The sequence below is a fragment of the Falsiroseomonas sp. genome, assembly GCF_051860665.1.
Classification (GTDB): domain Bacteria; phylum Pseudomonadota; class Alphaproteobacteria; order Acetobacterales; family Acetobacteraceae; genus Falsiroseomonas.
Genome location: NZ_JBHYDM010000026.1, coordinates 43443 through 64905, shown reverse-complemented (window position 1 = coordinate 64905; position 21463 = coordinate 43443). Strand labels below are relative to the sequence as shown.

The 21463-nt window shown below is 70.3% G+C and carries 15 protein-coding genes; 2 read left to right on the top strand and 13 right to left on the bottom strand.

The window, feature by feature from the left end; all coding sequences use genetic code 11:
- The 13 genes from ACTIF1_RS20735 to ACTIF1_RS20675 form a co-directional block, all read right to left on the bottom strand.
- Positions 1-4630, bottom strand: a 4630-nt coding sequence (locus tag ACTIF1_RS20735; RefSeq protein WP_439598366.1) for a beta strand repeat-containing protein, incomplete at its 3' end; no start/stop codon positions are given.
- A gap of 501 nt (positions 4631-5131) precedes the next feature.
- A complete protein-coding gene (locus tag ACTIF1_RS20730; protein ID WP_439598365.1) occupies positions 5132-6394 on the bottom strand; it encodes an NAD(P)/FAD-dependent oxidoreductase in 1263 nt (420 codons plus the stop codon).
- On the bottom strand, positions 6391-7854 hold the full coding sequence (locus ACTIF1_RS20725; protein ID WP_439598364.1) for an amidase: 1464 nt from the start codon (positions 7852-7854) through the stop codon (positions 6391-6393). The genes ACTIF1_RS20730 and ACTIF1_RS20725 overlap by 4 nt, the downstream gene beginning before the upstream one ends.
- Positions 7855-7930: 76 nt before the next feature.
- Positions 7931-8419, bottom strand: coding sequence for a spore coat protein U domain-containing protein (locus ACTIF1_RS20720; RefSeq protein ID WP_439598363.1), 489 nt, complete (start codon positions 8417-8419; stop codon positions 7931-7933).
- Positions 8410-10779 (bottom strand): fimbria/pilus outer membrane usher protein, encoded by a 2370-nt coding sequence (locus ACTIF1_RS20715; RefSeq protein ID WP_439598362.1) that lies wholly within the window; start codon positions 10777-10779, stop codon positions 8410-8412. Before ACTIF1_RS20715 ends, ACTIF1_RS20720 begins: the two co-directional genes overlap by 10 nt.
- Positions 10780-10789: 10 nt before the next feature.
- Positions 10790-11518 carry a fimbrial biogenesis chaperone gene (locus tag ACTIF1_RS20710; protein ID WP_439598361.1) on the bottom strand — a complete coding sequence of 243 codons (729 nt, stop codon included), beginning with the start codon at positions 11516-11518 and terminating at the stop codon, positions 10790-10792.
- A gap of 6 nt (positions 11519-11524) precedes the next feature.
- On the bottom strand, positions 11525-11917 hold the full coding sequence (locus ACTIF1_RS20705) for a spore coat protein U domain-containing protein (RefSeq protein ID WP_439598360.1): 393 nt from the start codon (positions 11915-11917) through the stop codon (positions 11525-11527).
- 519 nt (positions 11918-12436) lie between these two features.
- Entirely contained in the window at positions 12437-14467 is a 2031-nt protein-coding gene (locus ACTIF1_RS20700) for a TRAP transporter permease (protein WP_439598359.1), read from the bottom strand.
- 95 nt (positions 14468-14562) lie between these two features.
- Positions 14563-15579 carry a TAXI family TRAP transporter solute-binding subunit gene (locus ACTIF1_RS20695; protein ID WP_439598358.1) on the bottom strand — a complete coding sequence of 339 codons (1017 nt, stop codon included), beginning with the start codon at positions 15577-15579 and terminating at the stop codon, positions 14563-14565.
- 33 nt (positions 15580-15612) lie between these two features.
- Complete coding sequence (locus ACTIF1_RS20690; protein WP_439598357.1) at positions 15613-17109, bottom strand: tripartite tricarboxylate transporter permease; 1497 nt, start codon at positions 17107-17109, stop codon at positions 15613-15615.
- A 1-nt stretch (position 17110) separates the two neighbouring features.
- Positions 17111-17581 (bottom strand): tripartite tricarboxylate transporter TctB family protein, encoded by a 471-nt coding sequence (locus ACTIF1_RS20685; RefSeq protein WP_439598356.1) that lies wholly within the window; start codon positions 17579-17581, stop codon positions 17111-17113.
- Entirely contained in the window at positions 17578-18570 is a 993-nt protein-coding gene (locus ACTIF1_RS20680; RefSeq protein ID WP_439598355.1) for a tripartite tricarboxylate transporter substrate binding protein, read from the bottom strand. The genes ACTIF1_RS20685 and ACTIF1_RS20680 overlap by 4 nt, the downstream gene beginning before the upstream one ends.
- Positions 18479-19318 carry an FCD domain-containing protein gene (locus tag ACTIF1_RS20675; protein WP_439598354.1) on the bottom strand — a complete coding sequence of 280 codons (840 nt, stop codon included), beginning with the start codon at positions 19316-19318 and terminating at the stop codon, positions 18479-18481. The genes ACTIF1_RS20680 and ACTIF1_RS20675 overlap by 92 nt, the downstream gene beginning before the upstream one ends.
- A 92-nt stretch (positions 19319-19410) precedes the next feature.
- Here ACTIF1_RS20675 and ACTIF1_RS20670 point away from each other — a divergent pair, with 92 nt between their 5' ends.
- Together ACTIF1_RS20670 and ACTIF1_RS20665 are read left to right on the top strand one after the other, a co-directional pair.
- Positions 19411-20616 (top strand): CaiB/BaiF CoA transferase family protein, encoded by a 1206-nt coding sequence (locus tag ACTIF1_RS20670; RefSeq protein ID WP_439598353.1) that lies wholly within the window; start codon positions 19411-19413, stop codon positions 20614-20616.
- Positions 20617-20629: 13 nt separating this feature from the next.
- Positions 20630-21436: an enoyl-CoA hydratase gene (locus ACTIF1_RS20665; protein WP_439598352.1), complete on the top strand. Its 807-nt coding sequence runs from the start codon at positions 20630-20632 to the stop codon at positions 21434-21436.
- Positions 21437-21463 lie beyond the last annotated feature (27 nt).

The window sequence follows — 21463 nt, the reverse complement described above, 5'->3', positions numbered from 1 at the left end:
CCAGCAGGTCGCCGTCGCCGCCGCCGATCAGCGTGTCGTTGCCGCCACCGCCGGACAGTTCGTTGCTCTCGCCATCTCCGACCAGCAGGTCGTCGTAGTCGGTGCCGACCACCGCCTCGATCGAGACGAGGTCATCCACCTCCGCGCCGCTGGTCGCAGTGCCGAGGTCGAGGCGCACTTCCACCGCCTGATCGAGGTCGGAGAAGTCGGCCGTGTCATAGCCGCTGCCGCCGAGCAGCAGGTCCTTGCCAGCGCCGCCCACCAGCGTGTCGTCGCCACGGCCGCCGTCGAGGATGTCGTCGCCGGCCAGGCCGACGAAGTCGTTGTCGATCGCGTCATCACTGCCGGTGACGTCCCCGGTGATCCAGTCATCGCCACTGCTGCCGACCACGCCTTCGATATCGATCAGAACCTGGCCGCCGGCGGCCATCCCGCTGGCGCTGATCGGATCGAGCGAGATCACCACGCCACCGCTGAAGTCCGGGGCGTCGTAGGCAACCAGGTCCAGGCCATCGCCGCCGTCGAGCGTGTCCGCTCCAAGGCTGGCCGCGAAGTGATCGTTGCCCTCGCCACCCACCAGCAGGTTGTCTCCCGCATCGCCGCGCAGCACGTCGTTGTAGGCCGTGCCGATCACCGCCTCGATGCCGATCAGCGTGTCCATGTTGTCGCCGTCATGGAAGGCCAGGCCCTCCGACAGGTCGACCTCCACGGAATCCACGGAGCTGCTGTAGTCGACGAGATCGAAGCCCTCGCCGCCGTCAATCAGATTGTTCGCCGTGCCGCCATCCAGCGAATCCGCGCCTTCCCCGCCATCCAGCCTGTCGAAGCCACTGCCGCCGAGGAGCAGGTCGTTCCCCACCCCGCCCGACAGCGTGTCGCCCCCGACCGAGCCGGTGATGACATTGTCCAGCGCATTGCCGGTCAGTTCCTGACCGTCCAGGGTGGAGGCACCCGTCAGGTTCTCGACATTGTCCTGCAGCGTATAGCTGGCGAGCGTCGTCACCACCTCGTCGGTGCCGGCGTCCGTGCCTTCGAAGATCACCGCATCCGCGTGATCGATGACATATGTATCGTTGCCCTCGCCACCGACGAGGCTATCGGCGCCGCCGGCGCCGTAGAGGACATCGTCGCCGTCGAGGCCGGAGATGGTATCGGCATCGGCGCTGCCGCGCAGCGTGTCGGCCTGCGCGCTGCCGATCAGGATCTCGATCGAGGACAGGCTGTCGCCTTCCGCGTCGCCGCCGGAGCCGATGCCCGCCAGCGCGACGGAGACGCCGGTCGTGGAGGCCTCGTAGCTGGCGGTATCGATGTCGTCGCCGCCCACCAGGACATCGGCGCCGGCACCACCGACCAGGGTGTCATTGCCGGCGCCGCCGACCAGCGTCTCATTGCCGCTGGCTCCGGTGAGCAGGTCGCCCTGGCCGCTGCCGATGACGATCTCGATGCTGTCGAAGCTGTCGCCCTCCGCATCGCCGCCCGAACCCGATCCGGTGGCGAGGTTGATCTGGACGGCGGCTTCGCTGGCGCTGTAGTCGGCCGTGTCCGTCCCGCCGCCGCCCCAGATGGTGTCCTGACCGGCGCCGCCGATCATGGCATCGTCGCCCTGGCCGCCGACCAGGAAGTCGTTGCCCTCGCCGCCGGACAGCGTGCTGCTGAAGTTGTTCCCCCACAGCTCATTGTCCAGCTCGTTGCCCGTGAGGGCCTGGCCGGCGACCGTCGATTGGCCCACGACGTTCTCGACGTAGTTCGTCAGCGTGTAGCTGGACAGCGTGGTCCGCACCACGTCCCGCCCTTCGTCTAGGGCCTCGACCACCACGGCGTCCAGGTGATGGATCTCGTAGCTGTCGCTCCCCTCGCCACCAAACAGGCTGTCCGCGCCGCCGGAGGACCGCAGCGTGTCCTCCCCCGAGCGACCCTCGATCGTGTCATTGCCGCTGCCACCCTGCAGGTCGTCGGCCTGGCCGCTGCCAATCACGATCTCGATGGAGGAGAGGGTATCGCCCTGGGCGTCGCCGCCCGTCGCAATGCCGTTCAGCAGCGAAATCGTGACCGCCGCCGTGGAGGCGGTGTAGATCGCGTGGTCCGTTCCCGCACCGCCGACCAGGCTGTCGGCACCCGCGCCGCCGGTCAGCTGGTCGTTGCCGTCGCCGCCGATGAGGGTCTCGGCAGCCGCGCCGCCTGCGATGGTGTCGTCGCCATCGGAGCCGATGGCGATCTCGATGCCGTCCAGGGTATCGCCCGCCGCATCGCCGCCCACGCCCACCGCATTGACATCGAGCGTGATCGACACGGCCTCGGCGCTGGCGCTGTAGTCCGCCGTGTCTGTGCCGTCGCCGCCGTTGAGGAGGTCAGCGTCCGCGCCGCCATCCAGCGTATCGGCCCCGTCGCCGCCGCTCAGGGTGTCGCCGCCCGCACCGCCCACCAGCCAGTTGTCCGCGCCATCGCCGTTGATGCTGTCTGCATCGGCGCCACCCCGCACATGCTCGATGCCGGAGAGGGAGTCCACGCCGGAGCCGATGAGCGCGGAGCCGCTGGCGAGATCGACATTGAGGATGGTGGCGGCGCCGCTGTAGTCCACCCAGTCGTCGTTTCCGGCGCCGCCCTGCAGCGTGTCATTGCCATCGCCGCCCACCAGCGTATCGGCGCCCACCCCGCCGCGCAGCACGGCAGCGACCACGCCTGCGGTCAGCAGGTCGTCGCCGTCGCTGCCGATCACCGTCTCGATGCCCTCGAGCGTGTCGCCCTCGGCATCGCCCCCCGAGCCCAGCCCGGTCCGCAGGTTCACCGTGACGCCGGCGGAGGAGGCGCTGTAGTCCGCCGTGTCGTTGTCACCCCCGCCCGCCAGCGAATCCGCGCCGGCACCGCCGATCAGCGTGTCCGCGCCGGAGTAGCCCGAGAGGAAGTCGTCGCCGCCGCCGCCTTCCAGCCGGTTTGCCGAGGAATCGCCACCGATCGTGTCGCCATAGGCGGAGCCGATGACATTCTCGACCTGGGGAAAGGCGTCGCCGTTCGCCTCCCCGACGACACCGACCATGTCCAGCCGCAGCGCCACGCCGCTGCCGGCGCCGGCATAGCTGGCCGTGTCGATGCCGTCGCCGCCGATCAGGACGTCGCCTCCGGCGCCGCCGATCAGCAGGTCGTCGCCCGCCCCGCCCAGCAGGCTGTCATGGCCGGCGCCGCCTTCCAGCGTATCGGCGCCGCCGAGGGTCGTCGCATCGCCGAACAGGTTGTCGTTCTGGTCGCCGCCGATCAGCCAATTGGCCCCATCGGTGCCTGACAGGTTGTTGCTGTAGCCGGTGGCGCCACGGATGTGCTCGATGCCGGTGATCTGGTCGCCGAGGGCATAGCCAGAGACTGAGTCGGTGGCGAGATTGACGGTGACCGCCGAAGTCGCGGCGCTATAGTCGAGCCAGTCGTCGTTGCCCGCGCCGCCGTCGAGGATGTCGTTGCCGGCCCCACCCCGCAGCGTATCCGCACCCGTGCCGCCATAGAGGGCGCTGCCATTGTCCATCGCGGTCAGGCGGTCATCGTGGCCCGAGCCCCGCACCATCTCGATGCCAATCAGGAAATCGCCCTGCGCATCGCCGCCCGAGGTGGTCCCGGCCTGCAGATCGACCGTGACGGCCGTGGTGGAGTCGCTGTAATCGGCCAGGTCCCAGCCGTCGCCGCCATCCAGCGTATCGGCGCCGGCTCCACCGGCCAGCGTGTCGTTGTCGCCATTCCCGACGATGCTATCGGCGCCGCCGCCACCCCGCAGATTGTTCGCGACGTTTCCGCCAATGAGGGTATCGGCGTAGCCGGTGCCGACGGCATTCTCGACACTGGTATAACGATCGCCCTCGGCGTCGTTGAAATACCCCAAATTGAAGGCCGCCAGGTTGACGTAGACGCCGTTGCTGGCGCCGTTGTGGGTGACCCAGTCGCTTCCGTCGCCGCCCTTGATCGTATCGCCGCCGGCGCCGCCATTGATGGTATCGGCGCCGTCGCCGCCGTCCAGTGAGTCGGCGCCGTCTCCGCCATCCAGCGTGTCGTCGCCGCCATTGCCCATCAGGACGTCACTGCCGGCCCCACCGATCAGCGTGTCACCATCGTCCACGCTGATCAGCGTGTCGTTGCCCTCGTTGCCGTAGAGCACATTCGAACCGGCGCCAGCGTTGAGGAAATCGTTGCCATCCCCCCCCAACAGCGTGTCGTTGCCATCGCCGCCACTGATCGCATCGTCGCCCGCGCCGCCGTTCAACGAATCGGCGAAGGCGCTGCCAGTCAGGCTATCGGCGTAGGAACTGCCCAGGACCGCCTCGATGCCCACGAGGGAATCGACCTCGCTGCCGGAACTGGCGGATCCGGTGGTCAGGTTCACCGAGAAGCCCGCCACGGCAGCCTCGAAGGTTGCGGTGTCGAAGCCCAGTCCACCAGCCAGCGTGTCGTTGCCCAGGCCACCGCTCAGAAGGTCGTCGCCCCCGCTACCGTCCAGCGTGTCGTGGTCCAGACCGCCGTAGAGCGTGTCGTTCAGCGCCCCGCCCGTCAGCTCATCGTTTCCGGCATAGCCGTAGATGACATTGGAGGTGCCATCCTGGCCGGTCAGGGTGTCGGCGTCGCCGGTGCCGGGGATGGTGTTGATGCCGCTCATGGTCTGGTCCTCCGCGTCACCGCCGATGTGCCGGGCGGGCGCCTGTTGCGTTTGGGGCCCTGGGGGCCGGATGTCTTCAGAAGATCCTGGTCAGGGGCTGCGCGCGCATCGCGGACCTGGCGCCACCAGCCGCTGGGCCGCTGCAATCGGCAGCCACGCCTCGGTCATGCGACCGCCGCGACGATGACGGGATGCCAGCGTTGGGGGCGGTCGACAGCCTTCGGCATGCGGGAAACCCTGCGAAACGGTTCAATCGGAGATTAACCGCTTGGTATCCGGAGGCTTACCCAGGGTGGTGTCGACTTATGTAAGCTTGGGTCATCGCTGGCCCGGCGGGCGGGTGGCCTGCGGGGCCCCGGGCACAGCGGGCCCGCGGCGATTTCCTTCCGGCCGTCGCGCGAGGTCGGCGCAACCATGCCGGGTGCCGCGCCGGCGGCCTGCGGGCCCGGCTACATGCGCCTACATTTCCCTACATTTGCCTCCCCGTGCGGGCGCTGGGCGTCAGGCCCCCACGAAGCGCTCCGCCGCATAGGGCGCCAGGTCCTGGTTCAGCGGCCGCCCCAGCACCGCGGGCGCCAGCAGCTCCGCGGTGGGGGCGGAGCCGGTCAGGCCGAGATGGCCGTGGCCGAAGGCGAAGAACAGGCCGGGCACGCGGCGCGCCGGGCCGATCACCGGGACCGAATCCGGCAGGCAGGGCCGGTGGCCCATCCAAAAACCTTCCGCCCGCGCCGGCCGCGCCTCGGGAAAGACCGCGGCGAGATCGGCGTAGAGCAGCTCCGCCCGCTTGGCATCCGGCGCGCGGTCCAGCCCGCCGAATTCCACCGTGCCGGCGACGCGCAGCGCGCCCTCCATCGGCGTGATGAAGACCTTGCGGTCCGCCGGGATCACCGGGCGGGTCAGGGCGAGGCCGGGATCGCGGAGATCGAGGTGATAGCCGCGCTGCGATTCGAGCGGGATGCGATAGCCGAGCGGTGCGGCCAGCCGCGCGGACCAGGCGCCGGCCGCGAGCACCACGGCCTCCGCCACATGCAGCGCGGACTCGCCCTGCGCGCCGCTGATGCGGCCATCCTGCGTGGCGAGCCGCGTGATGCGGTCCTGCACCACCTGCCCGCCGGCGCGCCGGAAGGCGGCGGCCAGCGCCTGCACGTAGCGGAAGGGGGAGGCGCAATGCGCGTGGTCGGCCAGGAAGATGCCGAGGGTATAGGCGGGGCCGATGGCGGGCTCCAGCGCCAGGATGGCGGCGCGGTCCAGCTCCTCCAGCCGCGCGCCATGGGCGCGGCGGATCTCCCAGCTCGCGCGATCCTTCGCCAGCTGCGCGGCGTCCCGGTAGAGGTAGAGCTGGCCGTGCGGGCGCAGCAGATCGGGCGCGCCGATCTCGCGGACCAATGCCATGTGCTGCTCGGTCGCCAGGTGCAGCAGCCCGTCCAGCGCAGCGGTGGCGCGCGTCACGGCGGCGGGGCGCGCGGCGGCGACGAAGCGGGCGAGCCAGGGCGCGGCGCGCAGCCAATAGCCGGCGGGCACATGCAGCGGCGCGGCGCGGTCCAGCAGCATGCGCGGCACCTGGCGCAGCAGGCCCGGCATGGCGAGTGGCGCGACGGAGCTGGCGCTGATGGCGCCCGCATTGCCGAAACTGGCGCCGCCCTGACCGGGTGGCTGCGCATCCACCACGGTGACCTGCGCGCCGGATTGCTGCAGCCGGTAGGCCAACGCCATGCCGACGATGCCGGCGCCGATGACCAGGATGCGGTCGGGTGCGCCGCTCATGCCGCGGCCGCCAGGGCGGTGAGGTCGGGCAGCGGACGCCGGAACTCCGGCATGTCGCGAAAATGCGTCTCCAGCGCCAGCGCGGCGTCGAGCAGGAAGGCGTCGCCGCCGCGGGGCCCGACCACCTGCAGGCCGAAGGGCATGCCGGCCTCGTCCCGCCCGCAGGGGATGCAGATGGCGGGGTGGCCCATCATCGAGATGCCGTAGGTGATGCCGGATGTCGCGAAATAGCCTTCCAGCGGCAGGCCCTCCATCTCGGTCGGATAGGGCAGTTCCTTCGGGAAGGGCGTCATCGCCTGGCAGGGCAGCAGCAGCAGGTCGTGGCGGGTGAAGAAGTCCTGGAAGGCGCGGTAGAGGCGCGTTTGCTCAGCCTGGGCCGCGGCGAGGTCCGCCAGGCTGTAGCGCAGCCCCTCCTCGTAATTGCCGCGGGTATTGGCGCCGAGCAGCATCGGGTCACGCTCGTAATGCGCCTTGAAGCCGGCCAAAAAGTTGGTGCAGCGGATGACGCGATAGGCGCGGTCGATGCCGGCCATGTCGGGGTCCTCGGCCTCGCAGTGGCCGAGCGCCGGGGCAAGGGCCGCCATGCGCGCCAGGAAGACGCGGCGGATGCTGGGGGCGATCGGGGCGAAGCCGAGATCGACGGAGGTGGCGACGCGCAGCGAGGCGAGGTCCAGCGGCCGGCGCAGCGCCAGGCCGCCGGCCTCGAGGCGCGGATCAGCCATGGGGTCGCGGCTGTCGGCGCTGGCCATGGCGCTGAGCAGCAGCGCGGTATCCGCCACGTCCCGCCCCATCGGCCCCTGCACGGAGAGCACGGACCAGCCCTGCCGGCGGCGTTCGGAGGCCACCAGGCCAGGCGTCGGCCGGAAACCCACCACGCCGGACCAGGCGGCCGGCTTGCGCAGCGATCCGCCGGTATCGGACCCCGTGCAGAGCGGCAGCATGGAGGTGGCGAGCGCGACGCCGGAGCCGCCGGAGGAGCCGGCGCAGGACAGCGCCGGGTCGAAGGCATTGCCGGTGGCGCCGTAGACATCGTTGATGGTGTTGCCGCCGGTGCCGAACTCCGGCGTGTTCGTCTTGGCCAGGATGATGCCGCCCGCGGCGCGCAGCGCGGCGACGATCCTCTCATCCTTCGCCGGCACATGGTCGCGAAAGATCGGCGAGCCATAGGTGGTGCGCAGCCCGGCCGTGTCGTTCAGGTCCTTGATGCCGATCGGCAGGCCGTGCAGCGGGCCCAGGCGCTCGCCGCGCATCACGGCCGCCTCCGCCGCGCGCGCGGCCTGGGTGGCGCCTTCGACATCGAGCGCGACGACGGCGTTCAGCGCGGGGTTCACCGCGGCGATGCGCGCCAGGCAATCGGCCAGAAGCTCCACCGGCGAGATGCGGCGCGTGCCGATCAGCCGGCGCAGCTCCACCGCCGGCAGGTCGCAGAGCAGCGTCGGACCCGGTTGCGATGGCGCCATTCTCTCCTCCGGCCCAACCGGGGCACGGGGCAATCGGACCACGCCCCCCGGCTTGGGCGCAAGCCGGGGCGGCCGCTCAATGCGTCAGCAGCAGGGTCAGCGTATCGGCATAGGCACCGGCGCGCGGCGCGCGCTGGCGGGCCGGCAGGCGGCCATAGACGGTGAAGTTCATCCGCAGCGCGGTGGAGGCGGTGGCGGTGCCGCTGCCGGTCAGCAGGCCGGTGCCGCCGGTGCCGTCGCCAAAGACGATGCTGCGGCTGGCATCGGTGTAGATCTCCATGGCCAGCACCTCGCTGCCCGAGGTGAGCTGCCGCGCCCCCTGCGCGCCGGTGCCGCCGAGCAAGGCGATGCTGAAATTCACCGTCGTCGCCTGGTCCAGCGCCAGGCAGCTGACGGAAACGGTGGCGGTGGAGAGATTGGGGGAAGCCAGGCTGCCGTCATAGGTGCCGAAGACCATCGGCGTGCTGGTGACGCTGCAGGTGGCGGTGGCCTGCGCGCGCGCCGCCTGCGGCGCCAGCAGCAGCAGCGGAAGAAGGGCCAGCAGGGCCGGGCGGATCATCGGCATGGCACGGGTCCTATGACGGGCACATCCCCGGGTGTGGGGCGATAGGCGAAGGCGATGCGGCAGCGACGGCCATCCGGCAGTTCCACCTCGGCCTCGTTCTCCGGCTGCAGTGCGGTGACGAAGCTTTCGCCGTCGTAGCCGACAGGCGTGGGCGGCAGGCCCGCGCGGTGCAGCCGTGCGCCGAGCGGCAGCGGCGCGCCCGCGGCATCCTGCAGGCGCAGCAGCGCGGCGCGGGCGCCGCGCACGCCGAAATCGACCAGCACACCGACCCGGTCGCCCGGCCGCACCAGCACCTGGGTGCGATCCACCTCCACATCCGGCGGCAGGTCCGCCGGGTCCAGCGCCAGGCGGTTGTTCTGGAAGCTGCTGAGATGGGGCACCAGCAGGCGGCCATTGCCATCCGTCGTGCCGATCGGCCGGTTCTCGTAGCTGACGCGGACATTCGGCACATCGCCGCTGCTGACCACGGCGAAGCTGTCGGTGATGGGATTGGCGGCGAAGACGCCGCCGCCCGCCGCCACCAGCGCGCCGCGCGCGCCCAGTCGGCCCGCCGTGCCGGTGCTCGACTGGTCGATGCCGACCGTCGCATGGGCGAAGGGCAGGATATACTCGGCATCCGCGGCGCGCCGCGCATAGCGGCCTTCCTGGTCATAGACGCGGAAGCCGAAATCGCCCGGCACCTGGGCCGCCTGCTGCAGCTGCGTGCGAAAGCCGGAACGGCCATCATCCAGCGTGCCCGCGACGCTGCCGGAGACGCCGCCACCGAAGGACATGGAGACGCCCATGGTGACGCCGTAGGACTCGTCCCGCAGCAGGTCCTTGTAGCCGGTGACATAGAGATTGAGGCGCTCCGCGATGCGCGTGGTGTAGCTGGCGGTGACCAGAGAGATGTCGGTGCTGCCGGTGGTGGCGCCGGCGAGGTAGCTGGTGCTGTCCTGCCGCTGCGTCACGGTGCCGGCCTGCTGCGCCACATAGCCCAGGCTGAGGCTGCCATAGCGGCCGAGCGAGAGGCCGCCGCCGGCGCGCAGCGTCTGCCGCGGCATGGGCGATCCCTCCAGCGCCGCGATGTCGCGATAGCCCGGGGTGGCGAAGGTGGCGCTGGCGAAGAGGTTGAATCGGGCGGTGCGGCGTTCCAGGCCGATCGCGGCGCGCGTGCCCTGCACGGCGGTATCGCCCGCGAGGCCGGTCTCGCCGCCGCTGCTGGTCGCGACCGCCGCGGTGACGATGCCGAGATTGCCGATGCGCAGCGCGGCGCCGACACCGCCCAGCGCGAAGCCGCTGGCGCCCTCGGCATGCGCCTCCAGCGTCAGCCAGTCGGTCAGGCCGTAGCGGAGCGAGCCGCTGGCGGCAGCCTCGCCATAGTCGCTCTCCTCCAGCCCGTAGCGCCGGCGCACGCCGCCCGCCTCCAGCGAATAGCTGGCCAGTCCCGCGCGCAGCAGCGCGGTGCTGGCATAGAAGGGCAGGCTCACCACGGTCTGCCGCCCCAGCGCATCGGTCACCGTCATCAGCACCTCCCCCGCGCCGGTGACGATGGGCAGGCTGCGCAGCTGGAAGGGCCCCGGCTGCACCGGCTGGCTGAGCGAGCGGACGCCGTTGACCAGCACATCGACGGTGGAGGGCACGGCGGCGGAGCCGCCGAAGACCGGCAGGGGATAGGTGATGAGGTCCGGCCGCAGCCCGAAATCCGTGCTGACCTGCGCGCCGCCGAGCCGCACCGCGCGGCTCCAGCCCAGCGCGCCGCTGACCACATCGCCGATGCGCCAGCGGCGCAGTTCCTCCGGCTCGCTGTAGGTATAGACCGTCTCCAGCCGGGCGAAGCTGGATTGCTGCGCGTAAGCCGGGCTGTAGCTGCTGAGCGCCGAGGCGGTCAGCGTGCCATGCGGGCCGAAGCCGCGCGCCTCCAGGAAGGCGCCGCCATAGTCGCCCTCGCCGCTGAAGGTGCCGAGCACGTCGTAGTTCAGCAGCGCGCCCCAGCCGGCCGGCGCCAGCGCGGCCATGCGCGGCAGGCCGCCGGTGAACAGCTCCGAGGGCTGCCGGGCCGCATCGGTCGCCGTGACCATCAGCGCCTGGCGCCGGACATCCACCCGCGTCTGCAGGCCGGGGATGCGGGAGAGCGGGATCGGCGCCTCCCCCTCCTCCAGCCCGCGCGGCAGCACGAAGCCGAGGGCACGCAATTCCTGCGGCCGGGCCAGGATCTCCTCCCCCTGCTGGACGAATTCGCCGATCTTGCCGGAGGCATGGCCATTGACCACGATCTCCAGGAACATCGGCGCAGGCTCGGCCAGGGCGGGGCTGGCAGGGATCGGGCCGGCGATCAGCAGCAGGCAGGCGCCGAGGGCGCTGGTCAGGCGTCGACGCACAAGGCCTCGCTCAGGCTGGCAGCGGGATGGCGGTCTCGGTCGCCGGCCCCGGGCCCGCCTGGATGCGCAGGCGCAGGCTGCCGGAGGCCGCGGCCAACGGCAGTTGCCAGCGCCGCTCCGCCCCGGGCAGGACGAAGGGGTTCGCGCTGACCGGCTGCGCCGTGACGGCGCCGCGCGGCAGCAGGGCCTCCAGCTGATCCACCCGCACATGGCGCGGGCCGGTGTTGCGCGCCAGCAGCAGGATCCGGTTGCCCGGCCCCCGCTCCGCACGCCAGCTCAGCGCCGGCGCGGCCGGCAACAGGCCTGCGACGATCACGGGCATGGACAGCCGCAGCGCCACCACCACCTCGCGCGGGCGACCTGCCGGCGGGATCTCGTCCAGGATCAGCCGGTAGGTGCGCTCCAGCCGCTCGGCCGGCCGGCGCAGCGCCAGGCGCACCACCTGGTCCTCATCCGGCCGCAGCTCGAAGATCGGTGGCGAGGCCAGCAGATCCGTGGTGGGCGTCAGCACGTCCCGGTCGCCATCCTGCGACCAGGCGAAGAGGCGAAGCTGGGCCGCGGTGGCGCTGCCACCGCGGTTGCTGACCTGCAGCGTGGCCGTTGCCCGCCCTGGCCGGAACTCCACCATGATGGGGTCCACGGCCAATGTCGCCGCCTGCGACGATGCGGGGCGCAGCAGGGCGGCCAGCGCCGCCCCGCCGAGAACGAGCCGACGCCGGGGAAGGGAGGGAACGGCCATCTGCGCTCAGTAGGTCAGCGTCAGGACGACGGAGTCGGTATAGGTGCCGGCGGGCTTGTTGCCCTGGGCGGCCGGGATGCGGCCATAGAGCGTGGTGCTGCCGGCGCCGGTCGAGGCGCTGATCTCGATGTCCACCGCGTCCGTCGCCGCCAGGTCCGCGCCACCGGCCGAAATGGCGACCTGATAGTTCAGGAAGTTGGTGCCATCGGTGATCCGGCGGCTGCCGCCGGAGTAGTTGCCGCCCTCGCCGACCGTGAAGGTCAGGGTGCCGCTGGTGCCGGTGCACTGGCCGCTGGCGGTGGCGGTGGTGTCGGTCGGGACGGTCTGGGAATAGCCCGAGAAGGTCAGGGCGGTGGCCGAGATCGTGCAGATCTTGGTCACTTCGGCGGAGACGGCCATGTTGCCGGTGGCGGTCTGCGCGGCCGCCGGCAGAGCGAAGGCCGCAAGTCCAAGGCACGCAGTGGAAAGAAGAAGGCGCTTCATGTCGGATTCCCCAGCTGTAAGGGTTTCAAACAGGGAACTACAGCATGAAGCATCAATGCCTTGGGCAGAGGGCAACCTCGGCTATTGCAACACTTCTTCTGCTCCCCCGCTTGCGATACCACCATAGCGTGTAGGGAGACGACTCGATAAGCGCCAAACGTTTAAATGATGCGTAATCTACACTTCCTGACAAACCCATTTGGTGACAGCGCATTGTTCGGCACAAACGCCTACGATGCCCTTACGAAGGCATACAATGTTCGGGTTTGTGGGCGGGCCTCTGACAGCGGCGATGGCCAAGGCGCATGCCAATACGCCATCGCGGTCTGCTGCTGCAGGCGACGGCCTGATGAGGAACGGGGCCTCCCCGCTTCCTAGGCCGGGCTGCCGGGATCGGCCGGGCGCTGGCGCACCCGGCCGGGGGCCTGGCCGGCCTCAGGCCAGCGCCGCCCCTTCCCGCCGGCTGCGCAGGAAGTTCCACAGCAGGATCGGCAGCGCGATGGCCACGCCGATCGCGGTCGTCGGCCCGCTGGGGGAGATCGTCATCAGCGCCGCCACCACCAGCCCGAACTGCGAGCCGATGCCCATATGGGTGAAGGCATAGCCGGTCAGGCCGATGCCCAGCACCAGCACGCCCAGCGCGCAGGTGATGGTGACGAACAGGAAGCTGGCCAGGGTGAAGTCATCCACCATGATCAGCATCACCGGCGCATAGGCGAAGACGAAGGGCACCGTGGCCTTCGCAGCCCCCAGCCGGAAAGCCGTCAGCCCGGTGCGGAAGGGGTTGGAGCCGGCGATGCCGGCGGCGGCATAGGCCGCGACGCAGACCGGCGGCGTGAGGTCCGCCAGGATGCCGTAGTAGAGGATGAACAGATGCGCGGCGAGCGGCGGCACGCCGAGCTGGATGACCGCAGGCGCCGCGATCGCCGCCAGCACGATGTACAGCGCGGTCGTCGGGATGCCCGCGCCCATGACGATGCAGATCACCGCGACGAAGAGCAGCGTCATGAACAGGGTCAGCCCCGCCAGGCTGCCCATGCCGGCCGGCAGGATCTCGAAGATCGGCGCGAACCACTGCGCCGTGCTGGCAGCCGCCTGGGTCACGATGAAGCCGACGCGGAAGCCGGCGCCGGTCAACGTCACAACGCCCACCACCATGCCGACCGCCGCCGCCGCGGCGCCGACAGCCAGCGCGTAGCGCGCGCCCATGTCCAGCGCATCCCACAGGTCGCGCAGGGTCAGCCGGTTGCGCGGATTCAGGAAGCCCACGATGACACACAGCGTGATTCCGACGAAGGCCGCGAGATAGGGCGTGTAGCCATCGACGATGACCCAGATGAGGGCCACCAGCGGGATCACGGTCGGCCAGCCGTCGCGCACCGTCGGCCACAGCTTCGGCACCTCATGCGCCTCCATGCCGCGCAGGCCCAGGCGCTTCGCCTCGAAATGCACCTGCACGAAGACGCCCCAGAAATGCATCGCCGCCGGCACCGCCGCCGCGATCAGCAGCGTGGTCAGCGGAATCTCCAGGAACTCGATCATGACGAAGGCCGCCGCGCCCATGATCGGCGGCGTGATCTGCCCGCCCGCGCTTGCGGCCGCTTCCACGGCGCCTGCGAAATGCGGCTTGTAGCCCACCTTCTTCATCGCCGGGATGGTCAGCGACCCGGTGGTGACGGTATTGGCGATGGAGGAGCCGCTGATCGAGCCGAACATGGCGGAGGCCAGCACCGCGACCTTGGCCGGCCCGCCCGGATAGCGCCCGGCGATGATGCTGGCCAGGTCGATGAAGAACTGGCCCAGGCCCATGCGCGTGGCGATGACGCCGAAGAGCACGAAGTGGAAGACGAAGGTCGCGACCACCTTGGCGGGAATGCCGAAGATGCCCTCGCCCGTCAGATAGACATGGTTGACGAAGCCGGACCAGTCGGAGCCCGGATGCGCCAGCACGCCGGACAGGTGGTTGCCCCATAGCGCATAGGCGATGAAGATGCAGACGATGATGGGCAGGATCGGACCCATCGATCGCCGCGTCGCCTCCAGCACCAGCACCACCATGATGGTGCCCATGACCACATCGGTCTCGCTGGGATTGCCGATGCGGAAGGTCAGGTCATCGAAGATCAGCGGCAGGTAGAGCGTCGCCACCACGATGGCGCCTGCAAGGATCCAGTCCAGCACCGGCACGCCGCCGATGCGCGGGCCGACCGAGAGGAAGCCGCCGGGAAACAGCAGGAAGATCAGGCTCAGCACGGCGGCCAGGTGGATCGCCTTGTGCCAGTGCTCGGTCAGGATGCCGAAGCCCGCGGTGTAGTAATGGAAGACCGACAGCGCGACGAGCAGGAAGGAGACCAGCCGGGCGGTGAAGCCTGTCAGGTCGCGGAAGCGCAATTCGCTGTCCGCCTCCTTCTCCAGCCGCGCCGCGGCCTCCAGGTCGAGTTTGTTGGGCGCGGGGGAGCCGCTCATGGTCAGGGCCTCGGGAGAGATGAAGACAGTCCGGAACGCAGAACCCGGCCCGACGCTTTCGCATGGGCCGGGTGGGGCGGCTCAGCGGCTGCGGATCAGCGCAGGATGCCGGCCTCGCGGTAGTAGCGTTCGGCGCCCGGGTGGAAGGGCACCACGCCGCGGCCGGTCAGCGCGCCTTCCTTGACGATCTCGCGGCCCTTGGCATGGCCGCGGTCCAGCAGGCCGCGGGTGGTGTCCGACCACAGCGACTTGGTGATGGCATAGACCGTCGCCTCCGGCACCGTATCGCGCACCGCCAGCACGGCACCGACCGTCAGGGTCGGCACATCCGCCTCCAGCCCCTCATAGGCGCCGCGCGGGATGGTGCCGGTGCCGTAGAAGGGCGCGCGGGCGATCACGCGCTGCGCTTCCTCGCCCTGGATCGGCAGGATGCGGCAGCCGGCGCGGCTGCAGAATTCGGTGAAGGCGGCGGCGGGATAGCCGACCACGGTGAAGGTCGCGTCCAGGCCGCGATCCTGCATCCGCTCCGTCCCCTGCGCCTGGTTCAGGTATTCCGCCTGGTATTCGCGGCCCGCCCGCAGGCCATTCGCCTCCAGGATCATCTCCGCGCCGATGCGCGCGCCGCTGGCCTGCAGGCCGATGGCGATGCGCTTGCCGGAGAGGTCGGAGAAGCCGCGGATGGCGCTGTCGCGGCGCACCACGGCGTGGATGTGCTCGGGGAAGAGATGCGCCACGAAGCGCAGGCGGTCCACCTTCGGGCGGCCCTCGAACAGGCCAGTGCCGGTATAGGACCAGTGCGCCACGTCGGACTGGGTGAAGCCGGCCTCGGCATTGCCGGACTGGATCAGGTTCACGTTCTGCACGCTGCCCTGGGTGGCAACCGCCACGGCGACCATGCCGGGGACGCCATCGGTGGCGCCGGCCGTGTTGCAGGGCGCGCCGGGGGGGCAGGAGATGGCATTCGCGATGATGCCGCCGATCGGGTAGTAGGTGCCGCCAGCCGAGCCCGTGCCGATGCGGAAGAACTGCGGCGCCTGCGCGGATGCCAGGCCGGGAGCGAGGGCGGCGGCGGCGAGGCCGAGGCCGCGCCGCGTCAGGGAATGCATGGTCATCGGAATCTCCCGTTGGGTGCCAGTTCCGGAACCCTATCCAGCGGCGGCGCCGGGGACAATCTTGCGCCGCAGCAGCCGCCCGGCCAACGGCAGCGCCAGCCCGGCCAGCGTCACCACCATCAGCACCAGCGCGATGGGCCGGCCGAGGAAGCCGGTCAGGTCATCGCCGAAGATGATCAGCGACTGCTTCAGCGTCTCCTCCACCATGGCGCCCAGCACCAGCCCCATGATCAGCGGCGCCGGGGAGAAGCCGGCGCGGCGGAACAGGAAGCCGAGGACGCCGGCCACCAGCATCACCATCACATCGCCCACGGACTGGTTCGGCCCATAGGCGCCGATGACGGACAGCGCGAAGACGGCGGGCCAGAGGAAGGCGTTGGGGATCAGGCTGATGCGGGCGAAGAATTTTGCCATCGTCAGCCCCATCACCAGGTAGAAGACATTGGCGGCGAGCATCGAGGCGAAGACGGCGTAGAGCAGCGTCGGCTGTTCGGTGAAGAGATGCGGCCCCGGCCGCACGCCCTGCACGATCAGCCCGGCGAGGATAATGGCGGTGGTGGCGCTGCCGGGGATGCCGAGCGCCAGCGTCGGCACCATGGAGCCGCCGACCGCGGCATTGTTCGCGGCCTCCGGCCCGGCCACGCCCTCGATGCTGCCCTTGCCGAATTCCTCGGGGGTCTTCGACCAGCGCCGCGTCTCGTTGTAGCCGATCAGCGCCGCGGTGGTGGCGCCCAGTGCCGGCAGCGCGCCGATGAAGGTGCCGATGGCGCTGCCCAGCCAGATGGCGCGGTTGCATTTGCGCATCTCCGGCCAGCCCGGCACACGCGCGGCATCCAGGGCGATGATCTTCGCATCCGCCGCCCGTCGCGCCGCCTGGTCCAGCATCTCCCCCACCGCGAAGAGGCCTATCAACACGGGGACGAAGCCGATCCCGTCGGACAGCTCCATCACCCCGAAGGCGTAGCGCTCCACGCCGGTGGTGAGGTCCATGCCCACGGTCGCGATCAGCAGGCCGAGCGTGGCCGCGATCAGGTTCTTCAGCGGACTGTCGCCGCCAATCGCCGCGCACATGGAAAGCCCGAACAGGGCCAGCGCAAAATACTCCGGCGGCCCGAAGGAATAGGCGGCGCGCGCCAGCAGCGGCGCCGCGAAGATCAGCACGACCACCGAAAAGATGCCGCCGATGGCGGAGGCGATGGCGGACATGCCCAGCGCCATGCCGGCCTGGCCCTTCTCCGCCATCTTGAACCCCTCCAGCGCCGTGGCGCTGGCCGACGGGTCGCCGGGGGCATTCACCATGATGGCGGTGATGGAGCCGCCGAAATTGGCCGCGCAGTAGATGGCGCCGAGGAAGCAGATGGCCGGGATCGGCCCCATGCTGATGGTCAGCGGCAGCAGCAGCGCGATGGTGGTGGAGCCGCTGATGCCCGGCAGAGCGCCAACGAAGATCCCGAGCACCGTGCCCAGCAGCACCATCAGCATCACATAGGGATCGGTGAGGATGGCGAGGCCACCAAGGAAGGCGTCCATCTCAGACCCCGAACAGCATCTGGCCGACCACGCCATCAGGCAGCGTAAGCCGGAAGATTTTGATGAAGACCAGCCAGGCGGAAAGGGTGAATCCCACGGCGACGGCGAGCAGCATGAACCAGCGGGTCTCGCCCCAGAGCCGGCCCACCACCACCAGGAACACCGCGCAGGCGCCGAGCAGGCCGATCACCGCCATGACCGGCAGGAAGGCCAGGCAGCAGGCGAAGATCAGCCAGCCGCGGGCATCGATGCGCGGTGCCGGCGGCTCGGCATCTTCCGGCGCCACCACCTTCGGCTTCTCGAACGCCAGCAGGAGGGCGAGTGCCAGCAGCAGGCCGCAAAGCAGGCGCGGGAACTCCACCGCGCCCAGCCCCGGCAGGCCCGGCGGCACCGGGTCGAAGGTCCAGGTCGCGGCGAAGGCCGAAACCGCGACCAGACCGATCAGCGCCGCGCTGACCTGATTGACGGTCACCGCAGCAGGCCGAGCGCGGTCAGGGCCTCCCGCCCCTCCTCGAAGAAGCCGGTGAGCTGGGCGCCCCAGGGGCCGCTGCCGGCGACGCTGTCGGGCGCCTGGCCGGTATTCTCCAGATAGGTCTTGTAGGTCGGCAGGGCCATCAGCTTCAGCAGGCCCTGCTCCAGCCGCGCCAGGCGGTCCGGCGGCGTGCCTTTCAGCACGCAATAGCCGCGCACGGTGGCGGAGATATTGTCGATGCCGAGTTCCTTGCCGGTCGGCACATCCGGATGGCTCGGCAGGCGATTGGCCGAGAGCACCATCAGCGGGCGCACCTCGCCCGCCCGCATCTGCGCCTCGGCCTCGCCCGGATTGACCAGGGCCAGGTCGATATTGCCGCCCACCAGGTTGATGACGATCTCCCCGCCGCCACGGAAGGGCACCAGCGTCGGCGCCTGCATGCGCGCGGCGCGGCCGAAGGCGAAGATCGAGACATGGTCGACGCCGCCCACATGGGTGCCGCCGAAGCGCAGCGACCGCGCGCGGCCGGCCGAGAGAAGCTCGTCCGCGCTGCGCAGCGGGCTGTCGCGCCGCACCAGCACGAACATCGGATCCTCCGTCGCGCGCGCCACCGGCATCAGGTCCGAAAGCTGCGGCAGGCTGCGGTTGCGCAGCATGGTCAGCAGATGGGTCTGCGTCACCAGGATCACGGTATGGCCATCGGCGGGCTTCGAGGCGAGGTATTGCAGCGCCTGCGCGCCGCTGCCCGCGGTGCGGTTCACCACGGTGAATTCCTGGCCGAATTCCGCTGCCGCATTCGCCGTCATCATGCGCACGGTGATGTCGGTGCCGCCACCGACTCCGGCATGGGTCACCACCTCCACCGTGCGGCTGGGAAAGGCCGCCTGGGCGCGGAGGCTAGAGGGTGCGGCCAGCCCGGCGCCGAGGGCGGGCAGCGCCAGCAGCAGGGACCGCCGGCTCGGGCGGGGCAGGCTTTCGGTGTTCCTCATCGTTCTTGGCTCCCTTGCGCACCGCTTGCTGCGGTGTCGTTGGCGTCCTGGCGGGCGGATGTCCCGCGCCGCTGGCATCGGTGGCCTGGAAGCGGCGCTTGCCGCCGGCGATATGCGCCTCCCCCGCCGCGCGCGCGGCCTCCGCATCGCCGGCGGCGATGGCAGCCAGGATGGCGGCATGCTCGGCATTGCTCTCGCGCATATTCTCGGGCTCCACCAGCGCGCGGCGGCGGAACAGGTGCAGCTCATTGCCCAGGTCCTCATAGATCCTGAGGCCGCGCGGCCCGCCGCCATGGGTGAGGAGGGCGGCGTGGAATTCCAGGTTGGCGGCGTAGTAGGCGGGCGCCGCATCGGCCTCCCGCGCCGCCTCCATCCGCCGCACCAGCGCGCCCAGCTCCCGCAGCTGCGCGGGCGTCGCGGCGCCGGCCAGGCGGGCGCAGGCGAAGCCGGTCAGCGCCGCGCGCAGGTCGTAGATCTCCAGCGCCTCCGCCGCGCTGATGCTGCGCACATAACTGCCCTGGTTGCGGACCGAGACGACGAGGCCGGAGCGTTCCAGCCCGCGCACCGCCTCCCGCACCGGGCCGCGGGAGACGCCGAGGCGCAGCGCCAGCTGCTGCTCGTTCAGCCGCTCCCCGGCCGGCAGGCGGCCGTCCAGGATCATCGCCTCCAGCTCCTGCCCCACCAGGGAGGCCAGCGACCGGGTGCGCACGATCTCCAGCGCCGAGGGACTGTTCCGGTCTTCCGCCATGCGGTTGACCCTGGCGGGTGGAAGTGCAGTCTGTCAACAGTTTGCCAGGGGGTGGGGTGGTGCTAGACCATCCACCGGAGAAGGAGAAAACCATGCCGCAAGCCGACGCCGGGATGCCGCGGGCATCGACCGCCCTGTCCCGCTTCACGGTCCTCGACCTGACCCGCGTGCGATCCGGCCCCACCTGCGTGCGGCAGCTGGCCGACTGGGGCGCCAATGTCATCAAGATCGAGATGCCGGAAGGCCTCGACCAGGGCGACCCGATGGGCGGCCCGCGCCAGGGCTCGGACTTCCAGAACCTGCACCGCAACAAGCGCGGCATGACGCTGAACCTGAAGGACAAGGACGGCGTCGCCCTTCTCAAGAAGCTGGCCGAGAAGGCCGACGTCGTGGTGGAGAATTTCCGCCCCGATGTGAAGACGCGGCTGGGCATCGACTACGAGGCGCTGTCGGCGGTGAATCCCCGGCTGGTCTACGCCTCCATCTCCGGCTTCGGCCAGGACGGGCCCTATGCTGGCCGCCCCGGCTTCGACCAGATCGCCCAGGGCATGGGCGGGCTGATGTCCATCACCGGCCTGCCGGGCCAGGGCCCGGTGCGCGTCGGCATCCCGATCGCCGATCTCTGTGCCGGCCTCTTCGCCGCCCAGGGCATCTTCATCGCCCTGCTGGAGCGTGAGGTCTCGGGCAAGGGGCAGTGGGTACAGACCAGCCTGCTGCAGGCGCAGATCTTCATGCTGGACTTCCAGGCCAGCCGCTGGCTGATGGAGGGCCAGGTGCCGAAGCAGGCCGGCAACAACCACCCGACCAGCATCCCCACCGGCGTCTTCCAGACCAGCGACGGCTACATGAACATCGCGGCCTCCGGCCAGCGCATCTGGGAACGCTGCGCCGATGGCCTGGGCAAGCCGGAGTGGAAGACCGATCCGCGCTTCAACAGCGGCGCCCTGCGCAGCGAGAATCGCGACACGCTGAATGCGATGATCGAGGAGGTGACGCGCACCAACACCACCGCGCATTGGGTGAAGTCGCTGAACGACCTCGGCGTGCCCTGCGGGCCGATCAACAAGGTCGACGAGGTCTTTGCGGACGAGCAGGTGCAGCATCTCGGCATCGCCCAGACGCTGAACGGCGGCGACCGCAACGTGGCCTATGTCGGCCAGCCGATCGGCCTGTCCCGAACGCCCTCGCGGATCGTCTCGCATCCGCCGGAGATCGGCGAGCACACGGATGCGGTGCTGGCGGAGCTCGGCCTGGACGCGGCGACCATCGCCGATCTGCACAGGCGCCAGGTGGTTTGAGGGAGACGCGACGATGGACGGCATGATGGTGACGGGTTCGGAGAAGATGCTGGCCCGCAAGGCGGACGGCATCGGCTGGGTGACCTTCAACAACCCCGAGCGGCACAACGCCGTCTCCATGGAGATGTGGGAGGCGCTGGAGCGGATCATGGCGGACTTCACCGCCGATCCGGCGGTGCGCGTGGTGGTCCTGACCGGCGCCGGCGGCCGCGCCTTCGTCTCCGGCGCCGATATCTCGAAGTTCGAGAGCGAGCGCAGCGGGGAGGCCGCGGTCGCCGCCTACCAGGCGCAGACGGCGCGCGCCTATGACGCCGTCTATGACTGCCCGAAGCCCACCATCGCCATGATCCAGGGCCATTGCATCGGCGGCGGCACCGCGCTCGCCGTCTGCTGCGACATGCGCATCTGCGGCGAGACGGCGAGCTTCGGCGTGCCGGCGGCCAAGCTGGGCCTGGGCTATCCGCTGCATGGGCTGCGCAAGCTGGTGGATCTGGTCGGCCCCTCCTTCGCCAAGGAGATCTTCTTCACCGCGAAGAAGTGGTCCTCTGAGGAGGCGCGCATCATGGGCCTGGTGAACCGCGTGGTGCCGAACGACCAGCTCGAATCCTTCGTGACGGACTACGCCAAGACCATCGCCGGCAATGCGCCGCTGACGGTGGGCAGCGCCAAGTTCATCATCGGCCAGGCGCTGAAGGATCGGGGCGAGGCCGACGAGGCCGCCTGCGACGCCATGGTCAAGGCCTGCTTCGCCAGCGAGGATTATGTCGAAGGCCGCCGCGCTTTCATGGAAAAGCGGCCGCCGCAGTTCAAGGGCCGCTGACGGGGCCAAACCGGGGCGACCCACTCT

What these genes read in the sequence shown, in the direction of transcription:
- ACTIF1_RS20665 (WP_439598352.1), top strand. Translation starts at nt 20,630, where the DNA reads ATGGACGGCATGATGGTGACGGGTTCGGAGAAGATGCTGGCCCGCAAG.
- ACTIF1_RS20690 (WP_439598357.1), bottom strand. Translation starts at nt 17,109, where the DNA reads ATGGACGCCTTCCTTGGTGGCCTCGCCATCCTCACCGATCCCTATGTG.
- ACTIF1_RS20675 (WP_439598354.1), bottom strand. Translation starts at nt 19,318, where the DNA reads ATGGCGGAAGACCGGAACAGTCCCTCGGCGCTGGAGATCGTGCGCACC.
- ACTIF1_RS20680 (WP_439598355.1), bottom strand. Translation starts at nt 18,570, where the DNA reads ATGAGGAACACCGAAAGCCTGCCCCGCCCGAGCCGGCGGTCCCTGCTG.
- ACTIF1_RS20720 (WP_439598363.1), bottom strand. Translation starts at nt 8,419, where the DNA reads ATGCCGATGATCCGCCCGGCCCTGCTGGCCCTTCTTCCGCTGCTGCTG.
- ACTIF1_RS20670 (WP_439598353.1), top strand. Translation starts at nt 19,411, where the DNA reads ATGCCGCAAGCCGACGCCGGGATGCCGCGGGCATCGACCGCCCTGTCC.
- ACTIF1_RS20710 (WP_439598361.1), bottom strand. Translation starts at nt 11,518, where the DNA reads ATGGCCGTTCCCTCCCTTCCCCGGCGTCGGCTCGTTCTCGGCGGGGCG.
- ACTIF1_RS20730 (WP_439598365.1), bottom strand. Translation starts at nt 6,394, where the DNA reads ATGAGCGGCGCACCCGACCGCATCCTGGTCATCGGCGCCGGCATCGTC.
- ACTIF1_RS20725 (WP_439598364.1), bottom strand. Translation starts at nt 7,854, where the DNA reads ATGGCGCCATCGCAACCGGGTCCGACGCTGCTCTGCGACCTGCCGGCG.
- ACTIF1_RS20695 (WP_439598358.1), bottom strand. Translation starts at nt 15,579, where the DNA reads ATGACCATGCATTCCCTGACGCGGCGCGGCCTCGGCCTCGCCGCCGCC.
- ACTIF1_RS20700 (WP_439598359.1), bottom strand. Translation starts at nt 14,467, where the DNA reads ATGAGCGGCTCCCCCGCGCCCAACAAACTCGACCTGGAGGCCGCGGCG.
- ACTIF1_RS20705 (WP_439598360.1), bottom strand. Translation starts at nt 11,917, where the DNA reads ATGGCCGTCTCCGCCGAAGTGACCAAGATCTGCACGATCTCGGCCACC.